Genomic DNA, 18,002 nt, shown 5'->3' on the forward strand with positions numbered 1-18,002 from the left:
GTCAAGAGACTTCACGTCGACAGACCCCCTACACTGATCGTCATGGAGGACGAGGTCGATCGGCTGGTCGCGGCGTGGCGCCGGGAGCGCCCGGACCTCGACGTGGAACCACTCGAGGTGCTCAGCCGCGTGAGCAGGCTCGCGCGGCACCTGGACCGGGCCCGCAGGCTCGCGTTCTCCGAGCACAATCTGGAGCCCTGGGAGTTCGACGTCCTGACGTCGCTGCGGCGCGCGGGCGCCCCCTATCAGCTCTCCCCCGGCCAGCTCCTGACGCAGACCCTGGTGACGTCCGGCACGATGACGAACCGCATCGACCGCCTCGCGAAGAAGGGCCTCGTCGAGCGTCTGCCCGATCCGAGCGACCGGCGCGGCGTGCTCGTACGGCTCACGACCGAGGGCCGGGACCGCGCGGACCAGGCCCTGGCCGGACTCCTGGAGCAGGAGCGGGCGATCCTCGCGGAGCTGTCCCGCGCTCAGCGGGGGGAACTGGCCGGGCTGCTACGCCAGTTGACCGCCCCGTTCGACAACATCCCCGGCTAGGTCGACCGGGCCGACTCCCGCGCGCCGGGCGAGCGCGACCGCCGCCAGCGTGGAGTGGACGCCGAGCTTCCCCAGGACGTTCTGCATGTGTGTGCGCACCGTGTGGGGGGAGAGGAAGAGGCGCTCGGCGACGGCTTTCCTGCCCAGGCCCGCCACCATGCAGCGCAGCACCTCGCGCTCGCGCGGGGTCAGGGACTCCACGAGGCGCTCGGACTCGGTGCGGTGCTTGCGGGCGGCGGTCAGCTCGCGCAGGACGCCGGTGAGCAGGGCGGGCGGCAGGTGCGTCTCCTCCCGCAGCACACCGCGTATGACCGTCAGGAGGCGGGAGAGCGAGCAGTCCTTGGCGACCCAGCCCGAGGCGCCGGCCTGGAGCGCGAGGGCCGCGCGACGCGGGTCGTCCTTCTCGGCGAGCACGACCGTGCGCACGGCGGGCTGGCCGGAACGGACGCCCGCGACCAGGGAGATGCCGTCGACGAGACCGTCCGCGCCGCCGTCCTGGACGGGGGCGGCGATGGGGGTCCCCCCTGTTCGAGCGAAGCCGAGAGCCTGGGGGAGGGTGCCCTGGAGCGCGTCGGCTGTGGCGCCGAGATCGGCGTCGACGAGCAGCACGTCGTATCTGCGGCCTTCGGAGACCGACCGCTCCAGGCAGCGCAGCGCGGCGGGGCCGCTGCCCGCCGCGGAGACCTCCACGTCGGGCTCGGCCGCCAGCGCGGCCGCGAGCGACTCGGCGAAGATGCGATGGTCGTCGACGACCAGAACTCGGATGCGAACCACAGAAACCCCCTTCCCCGCGCCCCGCAGGGAGCAGGGGACACCCCCGTCGGATACCGTCCGAGAACGATCGGCGCGGGTACGGCGCCCGGAACGGGGGTCGCCGAATCGCCCGGCCGCCGCCGCGCGATGACTGCCACCCCCGCCGGGCGTCGTACCCGACTGTCTCGCCCCCTGATCGGCGCCGGCCCCCACCGGCACTGTTCTTCAGAGTAGAGCCGCGGGCCACGAGCGGAAGGCAATTTGCAGAACTGATGGGCGGGCGCGTTTATGGTGAGCCGTATGTTTCGCATGGAGACAGGAGTCGACAAGGAGCGGCTGGCTCTGCTTCGTTCGCGGCTCGCCGCGACGAATACGGCGGCGTCCCCGGCGATCCGCGCCCTCCGCGGCACGGCCGACGACGAGGAAGTGCCCCTGGCGCTCTGGGCGTTGGACCAGGCGGGCGGCCTCGCGGCGGGTCTCGCCGCGCACACCTGGGGCCGCTGGCTGCATGTGAACCACCTCTGGGTCGACGACCGCCATCGCGGGGCGGGTCTCGGCTCCGGGCTGCTCGCCGAGGCGGAGCGCGTGGCCCACGAGGACCGCGGCTGCCGCAACTCCCGTGTGGAGACGTGGGACTTCCAGGCGCCGGGCTTCTACCGTGCTCAGGGATACGAGCTGGTGAGCGTGATCCCCGACTACCCGGAGGGCGTCAAGGAGTTCACGCTCACCAAACGGCTGGGGTGAGAGTCCGCCGGCTCAAGCCGCGAGTCCCCCGGCTCAGGCCGCGAGTCCCAGGGCGAGCGCGGCGACCACCGGCGCCGCGTACACCAGGGGGAAGGGGATGTGCGCGTACCAGCGGGCCCGTACCACGGCGACGACCGCCCCGGTGAAGTACAGGACCAGGCCGATCCCGGCGGCGGCCCCGACGTACGGCACGAACAGGCCGACGACGAGGCCCGCGGCGCCCGCGGCCTTGGCGGCGCCGAGCCAGGGCAGCCACGTCATGGGGATGCCGTAGTCGGCCATGGGCCCGACGACCCACTTCGAGCGCAGGAAGACCGAGGCGGCCGAGAAGCCGGTCATCGCGGCGGCCAGGAGCGTGACGACAACGTGAGCGGTGGACATCGGGGATGCTCCTCTTCAGGCAGGTGCCGGTGCGTCTGTGCGCCTCGGCCGGGGTGTCGTTCACTGCCATGACGAGCCGCTCCCCGCGGATGTGACCGCTCGGCGGCACCTATTTCTCCCGGCGCGCTCCCGCCGACGCCACCGCCGGGAACACCCGGGGCGCCGTGTGGCCCGCCTCGGCCGAGGCCCCCAGGACCGCCTCGGTCACCGCGTCGGTGTCGCCGCTCTCCACCAGGACGATCACCGAGCCGCCGAAGCCGCCGCCGGTCATCCGGGCACCGAGCGCCCCCGCCGCGTTCGCGGTGCTCACCACCAGGTCCAGCTCCGGGCAGGAGATGCGCAGGTCGTCGCGGAGCGAGGCGTGGCCCTCGGTGAGGACGGGGCCGATCGCGCGGACGTCACCGGCGTCGAGGAGGCCGATGACCTGTGCGACGCGGTGGTTGTCGGAGACGACGTGGCGCACATAGCGGCGGACCTTGTCGTCCGGCAGCCGCTCCAGCGCGGCGGGCAGTTCCTCGTACGGGATGTCGCGGAGGTGGCTGACGCCGAGGGCCCGCGCACCCGCCTCGCACCCGGCGCGGCGCTCGGCGTAGGCGCCGTCGCCGAGCGCGTGCTTGACGCGGGTGTCGACGACGAGCAGCCGCAGGCCCTCGGCGGCCAGATCGAAGGGGACCTGGCGCAAGGACAGGTCGCGGCAGTCCAGGTGCAGGGCGTGGCCTTCGGCGCAGCACGCCGACGCCGTCTGGTCCATGACGCCGCAGGGCACGCCGACGAAGGCGTTCTCGGCGCGCTGGGCGAGGACGGCAAGCTCGGGCCGGGTCAGCCCGAGCCCGAACAGTTCGTCGAGGGCGAGCGCGGTGACGACCTCCAGCGCGGCCGACGAGGACAGGCCCGCGCCCGTCGGGACCGTCGAGGCCAGGTGCAGATCGGCGCCGGTCACGGGGTGTCCGGCGTCCCGCAGCGCCCAGACGACCCCGGCGGGGTAGGCGGCCCAGCCTCCGTCGGACAGCGGGGTCAGCTCGTCGACGCGCAGTTCGGCGAGCGGGGCGTCGATGTCGGCGGAGTGCAGCCGCAGGATGCCGTCGGTGCGCCGGGCGACGGCGGCGACCGCGGTGTGCGGGAGGGCCAGCGGCATCACGAAGCCTTCGTTGAAGTCCGTGTACTCGCCGATGAGGTTGACGCGGCCGGGGGCCGACCAGACCCCGTCCGGCGCGTACCCGTACAACTCCTCGAACCGCGCGGCGACTTCGGATGCCGTGGCCATGAACTATCCCTCCCGCCGGGCGGACCGCTGGGCGAACGCCCAGGCGTCGGCGACGATGCCCGCGAGGTCCGCGCGGGACGGCTGCCAGCCGAGCTTCTCGCGGGCGGTGGCGGCGGAGGCGACGAGCACCGCCGGGTCGCCGTCGCGGCGCGGGGCCGTCACCTCGGGGACGGGGTGGCCGGTGACCTGGCGGACGGTCTCGATGACCTGGCGCACGGAGAAGCCGTTGCCGTTGCCGAGGTTGCAGATCAGGTGCTCTCCGGGGGTGGCCGCCCCGACGGCGAGGAGGTGGGCCTCGGCGAGGTCGGCGACGTGGATGTAGTCGCGTACGCAGGTGCCGTCGTCGGTGGGGTAGTCGTCGCCGAAGACGCTGATCGCCTCGCGCCTGCCCTGCGCGACCTGGAGGACGAGCGGGATGAGGTGCGACTCGGGGTCGTGGCGCTCCCCGAACTCCCCGTACGCGCCCGCGACGTTGAAGTAGCGCAGCGAGACGGCGGCCAGGCCGTGGGCGGTGGCCTCGCCGCTGATCATGTGGTCGACGGCGAGCTTGGAGGCGCCGTAGGGCGAGGTGGGGGCGGTGGGGTCGGTCTCCGTGATGGGGGTGCTGACGGGCTCGCCGTAGGTGGCGGCCGTGGAGGAGAAGACGAGCTTGCGCACGCCGGCGTCGCGCATGGCGGCGAGCAGCGCCATGGTGCCGCCCACGTTGTTGTCCCAGTACTTCTCGGGCTTGGCGACAGACTCGCCGACCTGCGAGAAGGCGGCGAAGTGCAGGACGGCGTCGAAGGAGGGGTCCAGCCACTTGGCGGCGTCGCGGATGTCGCCCTCGATGAAGGCGGCGCCGGCGGGAACGCCCTCGCGGAAGCCGGTCGAGAGGTTGTCGAGGACCGTCACCTCGTGCCCGGCCTCGATCAGGTGCTGGGCCACCACGCTTCCGACATAGCCCGCTCCACCGGTGACCAGGTACTTACCGCTCATGAACTCGCTACCTCTCGCAGTCGATCGGCCGCGGCTTCCGGCGGCACGTCGTTGATGAACACGCTCATGCCGGATTCGGAACCCGCGAGGAACTTCAGCTTGCCCGAAGTGCGGCGGATCGTGAAAAGTTCGAGGTGGAGGGCGAAATCGTCGCGGCTGATGCCGCCGTATCGGTCGAGCGTGCCGAACGGCGCCTGGTGCCAGGCCGAGATGTACGGGGTGGGGGTCTCCCCGGCGCCGAAGATCCGGTCGAAGCGCCTCAGGAGTTCCAGGTAGAGGCGCGGGAACTCCGTGCGCGCGGCCTCGTCGAGCCCGAGCAGGTCGGGCACCCGGCGCTTGGGATACAGGTGCACCTCGTAGGGCCAGTGGGCGGCGTACGGCACGAAGGCCACCCAGTGCTCGCCCTCCAGGACGACCCGCTCACCGGCGCTCTCCGCGGCGACGATGTCGTCGAAGAGGTTCTGGCCGCCCGACGACTCCTTGAACGCGGCGAGCGAGCGCAGCATCAGGTCGGTGCGCGGGGTGACGAACGGATAGGCGTAGATCTGCCCGTGCGGGTGGCCGAGGGTCACGCCGATCTCGGCGCCGCGGTTCTCGAAGCAGAACACCTGCTCGACGGAGGGCAGGTGGGACAGCTCGGCGGTGCGGTCGGTCCAGGCCTCCAGGACGAGGCCGGCCTGCTCGGGGGTGAGGTCCGCGAAGGACGAGTCGTGGTCGGGAGTGAAGCAGACCACCTCGCAGCGGCCCGCGTCGCCCGCGAGCGAGGGGAAGCGGTTCTCGAAGACCACGACGTCGTAGGAGGACTCGGGGATCTCGCTGAGCCGCTCCCCGGCGGACGGGCACAGGGGGCACTCGTCGGCCGGCGGGTGGTAGGTGCGCCCCTGGCGGTGCGAGGCGATGGCCACGGCGTCGCCCAGGAGCCGGTCCGCGCGGATCTCCGACGTCGTGGAGACGGGTCCGAGCGGGCGCCGGTCGACGGCCGCGCGGACCGCGTCGTCGCGTGCGTCGTAGTAGATGAGCTCACGACCGTCGGCGAGACGGGTCGAGGTCTTCTTCACGTCCGGGGCTCCTCACCACCCACCCAACAGAATCAAACATAAAAAACCACACACCAACAGCTACGTCAATGTCCGATCACAGTCAAACAAAAAACTTCAACAGAACTGTTCATTTATTGAAGCGAGGGGCGTAGGTTCCCGTCTGATCCGTTCGCGCAACGAAGCGAGTTCACCCATGCAGTCCCCCACTGAAACCCTGGCCGAGGGACTTCGGCTGCCCACCAACGGCCTCGACTACGCGATCCTCGCCATCTACTTCGCCGTCGTCCTCGGCATCGGATTCGCCGCCCGGCGCTCCGTGCGGACCAGCCTGGACTTCTTCCTCTCGGGCCGCTCGCTGCCCGCCTGGGTCACCGGCCTCGCCTTCGTCGCCGCGAACCTCGGCGCCACCGAGATCCTCGGGATGGCCGCCACCGGCGCCCAGTACGGCGTCGCGGTCGTCCACTGGTACTGGATCGGCGCCATCCCCGCCATGGTCTTCCTCGGCCTGGTCATGATGCCCTTCTACTACCGCAGCAAGGTCCGCTCCGTCCCCGAGTTCCTGCTCCAGCGCTTCGACAGGTCCGCGCACCTGCTCAGCTCGGCGCTCTTCGCGTTCGCGGCGATACTCATCGCGGGCGTGAACCTCTACGCCCTGTCGATCGTCGTCGAGGCACTGCTCGGCTGGCCGCAGTGGGTGGCGATCGTCGTCGCGGGATTCTTCGTGCTCGCGTACATCACCATCGGCGGTCTCTCCTCGGCGATCTACAACGAAGTGCTCCAGTTCTTCGTGATCCTCGCCGCGCTCATCCCGATCTGCGTCATCGGCCTGAAGAAGGTCGGCGGCTGGGACGGACTCACCGGCTCGATCGAGGAGCAGCACGGCGGGAACTTCATGACCGCCTGGGGCGGCACCGGCATCGGCGACGCCAACCCGCTCGGCGCCAACTGGCTGACGATCATCCTCGGACTCGGCTTCGTCCTCTCCTTCGGCTACTGGACGACCAACTTCGCCGAGGTACAGCGCGCGCTGTCCGCGAAGAACCTGAGCGCGGCGCGGCGCACCCCGCTGATCGCCGCCTTCCCGAAGATCTTCATCGTCTTCCTGGTGATGATCCCGGGCCTGGTCGCCGCCGTCCTCGTGCCGAGGATCGGCACGGCCGGTTCCGACCTGACGTACAACGACGCGATCCCCTACCTGATGCAGGAGTTGCTGCCCAACGGCGTCCTCGGCATCGCGGTCACCGGTCTGCTCGCCGCGTTCATGGCGGGCATGGCGGCGAACGTCTCATCCTTCAACACCGTGTTCACGTACGACATCTGGGCGAAGTACGTGGTCAAGGACCGCGAGGACGGCTACTACCTGAACTTCGGCCGGCTCATCACGGCGATCGGCGTGCTCGCCTCGATCGGTACGGCGTTCATCGCCTCGTCGTTCTCGAACATCATGGGCTACCTCCAGACCCTCTTCTCCTTCTTCAACGTCCCCATGTTCGTGGTCTTCGTCATCGGCATGTTCTGGAAGCGGGCCTCGATGAGGTCCGGTGTGTGGGGCCTGGTCGCGGGCACCACCGCCGCGATGGCCAACTACTTCTGGATCTACAAGCAGGGCGTCATCGACATCCCGACCGACCAGGGCGCCAACTTCGTCTCGGCGATCGTCGGCTTCGCCGCGGGTGCCGTCGTGATGGTCGTCGTCACCCTCTTCACCGCGCCCAAGCCGGAGGCCGAACTGGCCGGGCTGGTCTACGGCACGGTCGCACCCGGCCTGGCGGACGAAGGAGCCGAGGCGGGTGACGACGCCTGGTACCGCAAGCCCGCGCTGCTCGGCTGGGGCGCCGTCGTACTCGCCGCCGCCTGCTACCTGCCGTACTCGCTCTAGGACCTGTCCGGCGGATCATGCCGCGGGCCGCGGGGTCTGGCACGCCGATCTGCGCAGAAAAGTGACCGCCGCCCAAGTACGGCCTGATCCGCCGGACAGGCCCTAACCCCGATCGGAGGACCCAATACCGTGTCCGACCTGCACAAGCACGTCTCCGACCTGGAGGCGAAGTCCGCGACCGCGGCCCGCCTCTTCGACATCCGGCGCATCATCGGCGGCCTGTTCGTCGTCTACGGGATCATCGTGACGACCGCCGGGATCACCGCGTCCGACGCCGACCTGCGCAAGGCCGAGGGCATCAACATCAACCTCTGGACGGGCCTCGGCATGCTCGCCCTCGGGCTCTTCTTCCTCGGCTGGCTGTGGCTGCGCCCCACGGCGGCGCCCACCGCACCGGCAGCCGAGAGCGAGTAACCCCCTTGCGGCCGGGCCCGGTTCACCGCGGTGAGTCGGGCCCCGCCCGCGTGTCCCTGTTCTCGGCGTTCTCGGCGTTCTCGGCGTTCTCGGCGTTCTCGGCGTTCTCAGCACCCTCGGAGTACACCGACGCGGGCCGCTCGGCGCGGTCCAGCAGGCCCGTGCGCGCGGCGAGCGCGGCGGCCTCAAGGCGCGAGCCGACCCCCAGCTTCATCAGGACCCGCTGCACGTGCGTACGCGCCGTGCTCGGGGCTATCCCCATCCCCGCCGCGATCAGCCGGGTGTCCTCGCCGTCCGCCACCCGCACCAGGACCTCGACCTCGCGGGGCGTGAGCATCTGCAACAGGCGCTGCCCCTCGTCGTCGGGCTGCGCGGCCGGATTCAGCAGTTCGCCGAAGGCCCCTTGCAGCAGCTGGGGCGCCACGGCGGCCTCCCCCGCGCGCGCCTTCATGATGGCGCGCTCCACTCCTTCGATGCGCTCGTCATGGCGTACGTACCCGGAGGCACCGGCGGCGAACGCCGCGGCGATCCCGCGCGGGCTCGGCACCGGGCCGAGCACCAGGACCGCCACCTGCGGGCGCTCCCGCTTGATCTTCACCACCGGGTCGAACATGCCCGGCTCGGCAGGTGTGGCCGTACCCAGCAGGCACACCTCCGGCGCCCTGCTGATCACCAGCTCGGCCGCTCCCGCCGCGGGCGCCGCCGCGGCCAGCACGCGGTGCCCGCGCAGCTTCAGCGCCGAGGCGAGCGCCTCGGCGAGCAGTCGGTGGTCGTCGACCACCATGAGCCGCACACCCATAGAAACCCCCCAGTTCCCGCAGGCCCCCCGGCCCTCCATCTCCCGGAAGCTACACGCTTGTTCGACGTTGCGCGCCCCCTACCCGCCAGAAGCGGCCCGGAATGCCGAAAGCCGTGCCCTTCGGGGGTGACTGGGAGTACGGGACGGCGCGGCAACGGCAGCGGCCGCCCCCTCGTGGTGCGAGGGGACGGCCGCGTGCGCTGGACGGGAGTGCTACTTCGCGACGAAACCGAGCGCCACGAACTTCTTGTCGTCCTTCGAGTAGGGCCTGCTGAGCAGCTCCTTGCCCATGAACAGGTGCCCGTTGGCGTAGAGCAGTTCGTTCGACTCCGGGACCATGCCGCTGATCGCGTCGGTCACGGTCTCGGACGACGGGGTCTCCAGAAGCTTGGTCTCCTTCATCGTCTTGCCGTCGAGCGAGACGATCTGGGCGCCCTTCTGGTAGCCGTGGGCCTTGTACGCGATGACGTTGCCGCCGTCCATGCGGAGCGGGAAGATCTCGCCGTTGTCGCCCGCGACGGCGCGGTCGCTGGTCGACTTTCCGGTGGCCAGCGAGAAGGAGACGATCTCGTTCGTCCGGTTGTAGCTCTCGCCGCTGCCGTCGTGCTGGCGGGTCGGGACGTACAGCCGGTCGTTGCCGACCGTGATCGACGTGCAGTCGTGGACCACGTTGACGCCGCAGTCGTGGTCGTACTTGCCGTCCTCCAGCGAGATCTTGGCGCGCAGCTTGCCGTTGCTGCCGAGGGAGAAGACGTCGGTGACGCCGCTCGAGGTGATCTCGGTGGTGTCCTGGCCGAAGACGACCGGGTTCGTCGAGATGATCTTGGCGTTGTCGATGCCGGCGGCCAGCGGGTACGTCCACTTGTCGTCGCCGGTCTTCGGGTCGAGGAGCTGGATCTTCAGCTTCTCGTCACCGTACGAACCGCACTTGCGGACCGCGACCAGCTGGTCGCCGCCGGCGTAGCCGACGTCCTGGCACTGGCCGACCTTCGGCTTCCACAGGGACTTGCCGGTGACGTCCCAGGCGGCGCCGCCGTTGCTGGTGCCCGCGCCGGCGGCGATCGTCGTACCGGAGATGGTGACCTCCTTGAAGGTCGCCTTCATGCCGTTCGTCTCGATGCTCTCGGTCCAGAGCTTCTTGCCGGACTTCAGGTCAACGGCGGAGACGTTGGTGCACTGTTGGTAGTCACCCTTCTTGTTCCGCTTGGCCTCTTCGGTGATGATCGCCGCGATGCCGTCCTTGGTGGTCTCCCGCGACATCGCGCAGGTCTGACCGGAGAGCGGGAGCGACCACTTCTCCTTGCCGGTGTCCGGGTCGTAGCCGTTCAGTTCGTTGATGCCCGACTTGGCGTAGGTGTCGTCGGTCAGCAGCGACCCCGTGGCCTGCCAGATCTGGTCCTTGGGGACCGCGGGCTGGGGCAGCTGCATGACGACCTTGGCCGTGGGGTCGGCCGGGGCCTTCTCCTTGGCCGGACCCTGGCCCGCCGGGGCGTCGCCGCCCCCGCCGCCCTTGCCCTTCTTGCCGCCGCCCTTGCTGTCGGAGCCCTGCGCGGTGTTCTTGGAGTCGTCGTCCTTGGACGAGGCGTACCAGACGCCGCCGCCGACGATCAGCGCGATCGCGACGACCGCCGCGACGATGATCGCCATCTGGCCGCTGAACTTCTTGCCGCCGCCGGAACCGGTGCCGCCGGGCTGCGGCTGCATCGGCATGGTCGGCGGCTGCTGGTAGCCCTGCGGGTACCCGGGCTGCTGGTACTGCGGCTGGGCGGGCTGGGTCGGGTAGCCGTAGCCCTGCGGGGCCTGGGGTGCCTGAGGCGCCTGCGGGTAGCCGTAGGTCGGCTGGCCCGCGGGCGGCTGCGTCTGCGGCGGCGGGCCCGGAGGGGCCGGGGGCGCGGCGGGCGGCGGCGTCTGCGGGGCCGGCGGCTGCTGCGGGTAGCCGTAGGACGGGTCCGGGGCCTTGCCGAAGCCTCCGGGCGGAGGGTCCTGCGGGGCGCCGAAACCGCCGGGCGGGGGGTCCTGGGGCGCGCCGAAGCCGCCCTGCGGGGGCTCGTTCGGTGGCTGCTGCGGGGGCTGGGGCGGCTGGGTCATGAGGTCGTCTATTCCTTGGGGACGCTGAGGGGCGAGAGGGTGAACGGGGCGGCTCGGAAGGTCACTTGCCGTAGGCCAGCATCAGCTTCCCGTCGCCGATGGAGCTGCCCGTGATGCTGGTGGTCGAGATGTAGAAGCGCCCGTCCACGTAGTCGACGTCCTTCGAGTAGAAGCCGCTCTCGATCTTCGATGTGCCCGCCGGGTGCTGGAGCAGGGTCTTGGGCTTGTGCGAGCCGGACGTGGGGATGGAGACGACGCGGCCGCCGGCGTCGTACGACGGTTCGACGTACGCGACCAGCTCACCGTTCTCGACCTTCAGCGGGAGCATCGTCTCCTCCAGCGGCGACTTGGTGCGCCAGGCCTCCTTGCCGGTGGCCAGGCTGATCGCGACGATCGAGTTGGCGCCCGTGTCGTCGGTCGGCAGGTAGAGGTACTTGTCGTCGGACGCCACACCGAGACAGCCGTCCAGCTGGTCGTTGATGATCGAAGTGCCGCACTGGGGAGCGAAGTTGTCCTTGCTGCTGACCTCGGAGCGGGTCTCGTCGCTGTTCCCCTTCAGCACCGAGATGTTCCACTGCTTCTTGTCCTCGTTACGGAGGTACACGATCGTCGGGCTCGTCCCGTAGACCTTGCGGACCTGCCAGCCCTTGGGGAACTTCTTGGTCCACAGGGCCTTGCCGGTCTTCGGGTCGAGCTGCTGGAGCTCGTCGTGCTCCTTGGGACCGGCCGCGCCGCAGGACAGCGACATCAGAAGCTTGCCGTCACCGCCGGCGAACCCGCTGGGGAAGCAGGTGCCCTCTTCCTTCTTGTCCGCTACGTACAGCTTCTTGCCGTCGCTCATGCGCAGCGCGGTACCGGACTGGTCGCGGCCCACCATGAGCACGTCACCGATGAGGACGAGCTGACTCTGCATGGAGAAGTCGAAAGCGCCCTCCTCCTTGACCGGCTTGCCCCAGCCCCTGTCACCGGTCTTCAGGTCGACGACCTGGATCTGGTTGCACTTGGCGGTGCTCTTGGTGCCGTCCTTGAACGCGACGACGATCTTGCCGTCGTCAGTGGCCGTCTTCGTCGCGGCGCAGATCTTCTGCGGGAACTTGATGGCGGGCCACGCGGTCTTGCCGGTCTCGGCGTTGTACGCGTACAGCTCCTTGTACGCGGCCTTGACCACGGTGTCGCCGTCGATCCACATGCCCGGGGCGTCGCCGCCGGAACCGGGCACCTTGGGCGCCTCCTTGTACCAGAGGACCTTCGCCTCGCCGGCCTGACGGCCTTCGTTGAGGTCCTCCTCGCCCTCGGTGGCGTCGTCCTCGTCGGGGCCCGGGCTCGACGGGGCGGTGGCGGAGGGCTTGGGGTCCTTGTTCTTCGCCTCGGACTTCTTCTTGCCCTCGTCGTCACCGCCGACGACGGCCCAGGTGACACCGCCCGCGACGAGCAGTGCGGCCACGGCCGCGGCGCCGATCACCAGAAGCTTCTTGCGCTTGCCGTTGCCGCCGCCGGGCGCACCGGGTCCCGCCGGGAACTGCGGCTGCGTGGGCGGCTGCTGGGGGTAGCCGTACTGCGGCTGGCTCGCGTAGGGGCCGGGCTGCTGGGGCTGGGAGCCGTAGGGACCGGGTTGCGCGTACGGGCCCGGCTGCTGGGGCTGACCGTAGGGGCCCGGCTGCTGCGGCTGGCTCGCGTAGGGGCCGGGCTGGGCCGGCTGCGCGTACGGGTTGCCGGCCGCGGGCGGCGTCTGCGGATAGCCGTAGCCGGGCTGCGGCTGCGGCTGCCCCGGTGGCTGCTGGGGCGGCTGCCCCGGCGGTGGATCCTGCGGAGCTCCGAAACCGCCGTGCGGCGGCTGGTTGGGCGGCTGAGTCATCAGCGCTTCCCCCTTCACTGATTTTCGGCACGCCAAATGGTGCTCAGGTCAGCCTTTCTATCACCCTGAGCCCGTTCGAGACGGGGCCGGTCCTGCCCCTGTTCCCAAGGGAGGACCGGCCCGTGATGCGTCCGTTACGCGAGCTGCACGAGAGCTCTACGCGTCCTCCGCCAGCTCCAGCCAGCGCATCTCCAACGCCTCGCGCTCAGCGGTCAGTTCACGCAGCTCGGCGTCCCATTTGGCCACTTTCTCGAAGTCCGTGGCGTTATCGGCGATCTGGGTGTGGAGCTTGGTCTCCTTCTCGGAGATCTTGTCAATCTGCCGCTCGATCTTCTGGAGTTCCTTCTTCGCCGCGCGGACGTCCTTGGACGACCCCGTCACGGCGGTCTGCGCGGGGGCGGGCGCCGCCGGTGCCGAGGCGGAGGCGGTCTCGGCCATCCGCCGGCGCCGCTCCAGGTACTCGTCGATGCCGCGCGGCAGCATCCGCATGGTGGCGTCACCGAGGAGGGCGAACACCTTGTCCGTCGTCCGCTCGACGAAGAACCGGTCGTGGGAGATCACGACCATGGAGCCGGGCCATCCGTCGAGGACGTCCTCCAGCTGCGTGAGCGTCTCGATGTCGAGGTCGTTCGTCGGCTCGTCGAGGAAGAGGACGTTCGGCTCGTCCATCAGCAGCCGCAGCAGCTGCAACCTGCGCCGCTCGCCACCGGAGAGGTCGCCGACCGGCGTCCACTGCTTCTCCTTGTTGAACCCGAACGTCTCGCAGAGCTGCCCCGCGGTCATCTCCCGGCCCTTGCCGAGGTCGACGCGCTCGCGCACCTGCTGCACGGCCTCCAGCACCCGCAGCGTCGGCTTCAGTTCGGCGACCTCCTGCGAGAGGTAGGCCAGCTTCACGGTCTTGCCCACGACGACCTTGCCGCCCGCGGGCTGTACGTCACCCTGGCTGCGGGCCGCGTCGGCCATGGCGCGCAGCAGCGAGGTCTTGCCCGCGCCGTTCACACCGACCAGGCCGATGCGGTCGCCGGGGCCGAGCTGCCAGGTCAGATGCTTGAGCAGCAGCTTCGGGCCGGCCTGGACGGACACGTCCTCCAGGTCGAAGACCGTTTTGCCGAGCCGCGTCGTCGCGAACTTCATCAGCTCGCTGGTGTCCCGCGGCGGCGGCACGTCCGCGATCAGTTCGTTGGCGGCCTCGATGCGGAACTTCGGCTTGCTGGTGCGGGCCGGGGCGCCGCGCCGCAGCCAGGCCAGCTCCTTGCGCATCAGGTTCTGCCGCTTGGTCTCCTCGGTGGCGGCGATGCGCTCACGCTCGGCGCGGGCGAAGACGTAGTCGGAGTACCCGCCCTCGTACTCGAAGACGGAGCCCTTCTGCACGTCCCACATGCGCGTGCACACCTGGTCGAGGAACCACCGGTCGTGCGTCACGCACACCAGCGCCGAGCGCCGCGTCCGCAGGTGCTCGGCGAGCCAGGCGATGCCCTCCACGTCGAGGTGGTTGGTCGGCTCGTCCAGCACGATCAGGTCCTGCTCGGCGATGAGCAGCTTGGCGAGCGCGATGCGGCGCCGCTCGCCACCGGAGAGCGGGCCGATGACGGTGTCGAGCCCCTGCGGGAAGCCCGGCAGGTCGAGGCCGCCGAAGAGGCCGGTCAGCACGTCCCTGATCTTGGCGCTGCCCGCCCACTCGTGGTCGGCGAGATCACCGATGACCTCGTGCCGGACGGTGGCGGCGGGATCCAGCGAGTCGTGCTGGGTCAGCACGCCGAGCCGCAGCCCGCCGTTGTGCGTGACGCGCCCGGTGTCGGCCTCCTCCAGCTTGGCGAGCATCCGGATCAGGGTGGTCTTCCCGTCACCGTTGCGCCCCACGACACCGATCCTGTCCCCCTCGGACACGCCGAGTGAGACGCCGTCGAGCAGGGCACGGGTGCCGTACACCTTGCTGACTGCCTCGACATTGACCAGATTGACGGCCATTTCTCTCCTGACAGGGGGGACGATCGATCCTCAAGCGTAGTCGCCCGCGCGGGAGCGCCCCGCCCGCTCCACCAGCACCCACCCGGCAAGGGCCATCGCCACCGCCGCCGGAGCCGTCACATGGACGGCGACCAGCATCGCCGTGCGCCCCTCCAGCAGGCCGCCGAAGCCGACCATCGACAGGCCGAGCACCCCGAAGAGGCAGAGCGTGACGCCGAGTGCCGCCGTCGGGCCCGAGGCCGTTCCCGCGGGGCCGGGCTCTCCCGTCGCGCCCGGCCGCTCGAAGCGGCGGAAGGCCGCCACGAGCGCCGCCGTCAGGGCCGCGGCCACCGCCATCCGCAGCGGCACCTGCGCCCACCACCCGGCGCTCGCGGGCTCGGGCAGCGGGACGTCGAGGGCGAGCAGGGTCCCGTACACCCCGAGCATCGCCGTCAGGTGCCACAGGAACGCCGTCATGGAGATGCCGTTGGCCGCCACCACGCCGCGCCAGACTCGGGGCCGCGCCAGCCACCGGCTCGCCGGGGCGCGCAGCAGTTCCACCGCGCCGACCAGCCACATGCCGTGGCAGAGCAGGGCGAAGGTGGGCGGTGCCATGTTCGAGACGCGTTCGCCGGGCATGCCGACCATGGAGAGGGGATAGGGGCCGAGGGCGACCAGGAGCGAGGCTCCCGTGAGGCCTGCGCCCGCCAGGGCGTACGGCAGTCGCAGCTTGCCGTCCGCCCGCAGGAAGCCCAGCTGGTGCACCGCGAGCCAGACGAAGGCGAAGTTCAGGAACTCCACGTACGGCACGTCGAAGGTGAAGCGCGCGACGTCCACCGCGGCTGCGGCCGCCACCAGCGCGCCGAACGCGCCCCACCCCCATCGCTCGTGCAGCCGCAGCAGCGGGGGCGTGAGGGCGACCATCGCCAGATAGATGCCGATGAACCACAGCGGCTGGGCGACGAGCCGCAGCGCCACGTCGAGCAACCCGCCTCCTTGGCCGCCCAGTTGGAGGACCAGGGCGAGCGCGCCCCACACGCCTATGAACACCATCGTGGGCCGCAGCAGCCGCTGGAGCCGTGCCCGCAAGAAGGCGGAGTAGACGGAGCCGCCCCCGGCCCCCCGGCTCAACGAGCGGTACGACAGCGCGTGCGCGAAGCCGCCGACGAAGAAGAACACCGGCATGATCTGCAAGGCCCAGGTGAGGAGTTGCAGCTCCGGTACGACGGCGAGGAGGTTGCCGACCTCGGCGCGGCCGTCGTCGCCGACGGTCACGGCCGCCATCAGCCAGTGCCCGAGGACGACCGTGCCCAGCGAGGCGACCCGCAGCAGGTCGATGTACCGGTCACGCCCGGCGGGCGTCTTCTCGGCCAGTTCGCGAACGCTTGATCCCATGGACGTACGGTCGCGCGCGATCGGCCCTCGGCGTCAGCGCGCCCGTACTCATCCGGGAGTGAGTACCTGCGCGCCCCGCGCCGGGGAGGTCGCCACCCGCGCCGTGCGGCACGTCCCCGAGGCCGTCAGCGCGTCGGCCACCTTGTGCGCGGACGCGGCGTCGGCCGTGAGGAACGCCGTCGTCGGCCCGGACCCGGAGACCAGCGCGGCCAGGGCGCCCGCCGCCGTGCCGGCCGCGAGGGTGTCGGCGAGGGAGGGGAAGAGGGAGAGGGCGGCGGGCTGGAGGTCGTTGGTGGCCGTCGCGGCGAGCGCCTCTGTGTCGCCCGTGCGCAGGGCTTCGAGGAGCGCGGGGGAAGCCTCGGGGGCGGGCGCGTCCGGGGTCAGCCGGTCGAACTCGCGGTACACGGCGGGCGTGGAGAGCCCGCCGTCGGCGACGGCGAACACCCAGTGGAAGGTGCCGCCGACCTCCAGCGGCTGAAGCTTCTCGCCGCGCCCCGTGCCGAGCGCGGCGCCGCCCACCAGGCTGAACGGCACATCGCTGCCCAACTCGGCGCAGATGTCGAGCAGTTCCTCGCGGGACGCCTGCGTCCCCCACAGCGCGTCGCACGCCACGAGCGCGCCCGCCCCGTCCGCGCTGCCGCCCGCCATGCCCCCGGCGACGGGGATGCCCTTGGCGATGTGGAGGTGGACGCGGGGCGGGATGCCGTACCGCGCGGCGAGCAGTTCGGCGGCGCGGGCGGCCAGGTTCGTACGGTCCAGGGGTACTTGATCGGCTCCGGGCCCCTCGCAGGTCACCCGCAGCTCGTCGGCGGCCGTGACCGTGACCTCGTCGTAGAGGCCCACGGCGAGGAAGACATTGGCGAGGTCGTGGAAACCGTCGGAGCGGGCGGCGCCCACCGCGAGCTGGACGTTGACCTTCGCGGGGACCCGGACGGTCACGGTCGCGCTCACGCGCCCGCCTCCTTGTGCTCCGCGATGCGGGCGAACTCCTCCACGGTCAGCGCCTCGCCGCGCGCCTGCGGCGAGACCCCGGCGGCGACCAGGGCGGCCTCCGCGGCGGCCGCGGATCCCGCCCAGCCGGACAGGGCGGCCCGCAGCGTCTTCCTGCGCTGGGCGAAGGCGGCGTCGACGACGGCGAAGACCTCGCGCTTGGAGGCGCTGGTCTTCACCGGCTCGGCGCGGCGCACCAGGGAGACGAGCCCGGAGTCGACGTTCGGAGCGGGCCAGAAGACGTTGCGGCCGATCGACCCGGCGCGCTTCACGTCCGCGTACCAGTTGGCCTTCACGGACGGGACTCCGTACACCTTCGAGCCGGGGGCGGCGGCGAGCCGGTCGGCGACCTCGGCCTGGACCATCACGAGCGTGCGCTCGATGGTCGGGAAGGTGTCGAGCATGTGCAGCAGGACGGGTACGGCGACGTTGTACGGGAGGTTCGCCACCAGCGCGGTCGGGGCGGGGCCCGGCAGCTCGCGCACGAGCATGGCGTCACTGTGCACCAGCGCGAAGGAGCCTGCCTTCTGCGGCAGGCGGGCCTCGATGGTCGCGGGCAGCGCGCCGGCGAGTACGTCGTCGATCTCGACGGCGGTGACGTGCGCGGCGGTCTCCAGCAGGGCCAGGGTCAGGGACCCGAGGCCGGGCCCGACCTCGACGACGACGTCGTCCGGGCCGACCTCCGCGGTGCGGACGATGCGGCGGACGGTGTTGGCGTCGATGACGAAGTTCTGGCCGCGCTGCTTGGTGGGGCGTACGCCCAGGGCAGCGGCCAGTTCGCGGATGTCGGCGGGGCCGAGGAGGGCGCCGTGCTCAGTGCTCACCGCACCAGGTTACGGTGCCTGGCCTGGCCCCTGGGCCTTGGGCGGAGGCTGCGTCTCGTTGTCGGCTGGCCGCCGGTGGGGGCTGGTCGCGCAGTTCCCCGCGCCCCTGACGGG

At 71.1% G+C, this 18,002-nt stretch carries 16 protein-coding genes; 4 read left to right on the forward strand and 12 right to left on the reverse strand.

Annotated elements, in window-relative coordinates; translation table 11 throughout:
- Positions 1-42: 42 nt before the first annotated feature.
- On the forward strand, positions 43-540 hold the full coding sequence (tamR, locus tag CP975_RS14365) for a MarR family transcriptional regulator TamR (protein ID WP_030788757.1): 498 nt from the start codon (positions 43-45) through the stop codon (positions 538-540).
- Here tamR and CP975_RS14370 read toward each other — a convergent pair.
- The gene (locus tag CP975_RS14370) at positions 499-1,314 is read right to left on the reverse strand and encodes a response regulator transcription factor (protein ID WP_055533631.1); all 816 of its coding nucleotides are present in this window, start codon (positions 1,312-1,314) and stop codon (positions 499-501) included. The two genes, tamR and CP975_RS14370, sit on opposite strands and share 42 nt — an antisense overlap.
- Before the next feature lie 267 nt (positions 1,315-1,581).
- On the opposite strand from CP975_RS14370, the gene CP975_RS14375 reads away from it, so the two are divergent.
- A complete protein-coding gene (locus CP975_RS14375; protein WP_150476952.1) occupies positions 1,582-2,037 on the forward strand; it encodes a GNAT family N-acetyltransferase in 456 nt (151 codons plus the stop codon).
- Positions 2,038-2,070: 33 nt separating this feature from the next.
- Here the strand turns inward: CP975_RS14375 and CP975_RS14380 are convergent, their stop codons facing one another.
- From CP975_RS14380 to galT, 4 genes are all read right to left on the reverse strand, one after another.
- Positions 2,071-2,418 carry a DoxX family protein gene (locus tag CP975_RS14380; protein ID WP_055533629.1) on the reverse strand — a complete coding sequence of 116 codons (348 nt, stop codon included), beginning with the start codon at positions 2,416-2,418 and terminating at the stop codon, positions 2,071-2,073.
- Between the two features lie 109 nt (positions 2,419-2,527).
- Entirely contained in the window at positions 2,528-3,682 is a 1,155-nt protein-coding gene (gene galK, locus CP975_RS14385) for a galactokinase (protein ID WP_055533628.1), read from the reverse strand.
- A gap of 3 nt (positions 3,683-3,685) precedes the next feature.
- Positions 3,686-4,657, reverse strand: a complete 972-nt coding sequence (gene galE / locus CP975_RS14390; protein ID WP_055533626.1) for a UDP-glucose 4-epimerase GalE — start codon at positions 4,655-4,657, stop codon at positions 3,686-3,688.
- On the reverse strand, positions 4,654-5,715 hold the full coding sequence (galT, locus tag CP975_RS14395; RefSeq protein WP_055533624.1) for a galactose-1-phosphate uridylyltransferase: 1,062 nt from the start codon (positions 5,713-5,715) through the stop codon (positions 4,654-4,656). The genes galE and galT overlap by 4 nt, the downstream gene beginning before the upstream one ends.
- Positions 5,716-5,890: 175 nt before the next feature.
- Between galT and CP975_RS14400 the strand changes: the two genes are divergently transcribed.
- Together CP975_RS14400 and CP975_RS14405 are read left to right on the forward strand one after the other, a co-directional pair.
- A complete protein-coding gene (locus CP975_RS14400; protein WP_055533622.1) occupies positions 5,891-7,576 on the forward strand; it encodes a sodium:solute symporter family protein in 1,686 nt (561 codons plus the stop codon).
- 129 nt (positions 7,577-7,705) lie between these two features.
- Positions 7,706-7,990, forward strand: a complete 285-nt coding sequence (locus CP975_RS14405; protein WP_055533621.1) for a hypothetical protein — start codon at positions 7,706-7,708, stop codon at positions 7,988-7,990.
- 22 nt (positions 7,991-8,012) lie between these two features.
- On the opposite strand, the gene CP975_RS14410 is transcribed toward CP975_RS14405, so the two are convergent.
- From CP975_RS14410 to rsmA, 7 genes are all read right to left on the reverse strand, one after another.
- Positions 8,013-8,789, reverse strand: a complete 777-nt coding sequence (locus CP975_RS14410) for a helix-turn-helix transcriptional regulator (protein WP_055533620.1) — start codon at positions 8,787-8,789, stop codon at positions 8,013-8,015.
- 213 nt (positions 8,790-9,002) lie between these two features.
- Positions 9,003-10,877, reverse strand: coding sequence for an outer membrane protein assembly factor BamB family protein (locus CP975_RS14415; protein ID WP_150476953.1), 1,875 nt, complete (start codon positions 10,875-10,877; stop codon positions 9,003-9,005).
- Between the two features lie 61 nt (positions 10,878-10,938).
- Complete coding sequence (locus tag CP975_RS14420) at positions 10,939-12,732, reverse strand: outer membrane protein assembly factor BamB family protein (RefSeq protein ID WP_055526525.1); 1,794 nt, start codon at positions 12,730-12,732, stop codon at positions 10,939-10,941.
- Between the two features lie 156 nt (positions 12,733-12,888).
- On the reverse strand, positions 12,889-14,700 hold the full coding sequence (locus tag CP975_RS14425) for an ABC-F family ATP-binding cassette domain-containing protein (RefSeq protein ID WP_055526524.1): 1,812 nt from the start codon (positions 14,698-14,700) through the stop codon (positions 12,889-12,891).
- Between the two features lie 30 nt (positions 14,701-14,730).
- Positions 14,731-16,074 (reverse strand): acyltransferase family protein, encoded by a 1,344-nt coding sequence (locus CP975_RS14430; protein ID WP_055526522.1) that lies wholly within the window; start codon positions 16,072-16,074, stop codon positions 14,731-14,733.
- 48 nt (positions 16,075-16,122) lie between these two features.
- The gene (locus CP975_RS14435) at positions 16,123-17,025 is read right to left on the reverse strand and encodes a 4-(cytidine 5'-diphospho)-2-C-methyl-D-erythritol kinase (protein WP_055526520.1); all 903 of its coding nucleotides are present in this window, start codon (positions 17,023-17,025) and stop codon (positions 16,123-16,125) included.
- Entirely contained in the window at positions 17,022-17,888 is an 867-nt protein-coding gene (gene rsmA, locus CP975_RS14440; protein WP_055526519.1) for a 16S rRNA (adenine(1518)-N(6)/adenine(1519)-N(6))-dimethyltransferase RsmA, read from the reverse strand. The genes CP975_RS14435 and rsmA overlap by 4 nt, the downstream gene beginning before the upstream one ends.
- Positions 17,889-18,002 lie beyond the last annotated feature (114 nt).

Source organism: Streptomyces alboniger, from assembly GCF_008704395.1.
GTDB classification, from domain to species: Bacteria; Actinomycetota; Actinomycetes; order Streptomycetales; family Streptomycetaceae; genus Streptomyces; species Streptomyces alboniger.

Excerpts from the sequence above, each read along its gene's own strand:
- CP975_RS14415 (WP_150476953.1), bottom strand. The coding sequence starts at position 10,877 with ATGACCCAGCCGCCCCAGCCCCCGCAGCAGCCACCGAACGAGCCCCCG.
- galK (WP_055533628.1), bottom strand. The coding sequence starts at position 3,682 with ATGGCCACGGCATCCGAAGTCGCCGCGCGGTTCGAGGAGTTGTACGGG.
- CP975_RS14430 (WP_055526522.1), bottom strand. The coding sequence starts at position 16,074 with ATGGGATCAAGCGTTCGCGAACTGGCCGAGAAGACGCCCGCCGGGCGT.
- CP975_RS14380 (WP_055533629.1), bottom strand. The coding sequence starts at position 2,418 with ATGTCCACCGCTCACGTTGTCGTCACGCTCCTGGCCGCCGCGATGACC.
- CP975_RS14410 (WP_055533620.1), bottom strand. The coding sequence starts at position 8,789 with ATGGGTGTGCGGCTCATGGTGGTCGACGACCACCGACTGCTCGCCGAG.
- CP975_RS14400 (WP_055533622.1), top strand. The coding sequence starts at position 5,891 with ATGCAGTCCCCCACTGAAACCCTGGCCGAGGGACTTCGGCTGCCCACC.
- tamR (WP_030788757.1), top strand. The coding sequence starts at position 43 with ATGGAGGACGAGGTCGATCGGCTGGTCGCGGCGTGGCGCCGGGAGCGC.
- CP975_RS14425 (WP_055526524.1), bottom strand. The coding sequence starts at position 14,700 with ATGGCCGTCAATCTGGTCAATGTCGAGGCAGTCAGCAAGGTGTACGGC.
- CP975_RS14375 (WP_150476952.1), top strand. The coding sequence starts at position 1,582 with ATGGTGAGCCGTATGTTTCGCATGGAGACAGGAGTCGACAAGGAGCGG.
- galE (WP_055533626.1), bottom strand. The coding sequence starts at position 4,657 with ATGAGCGGTAAGTACCTGGTCACCGGTGGAGCGGGCTATGTCGGAAGC.
- CP975_RS14420 (WP_055526525.1), bottom strand. The coding sequence starts at position 12,732 with ATGACTCAGCCGCCCAACCAGCCGCCGCACGGCGGTTTCGGAGCTCCG.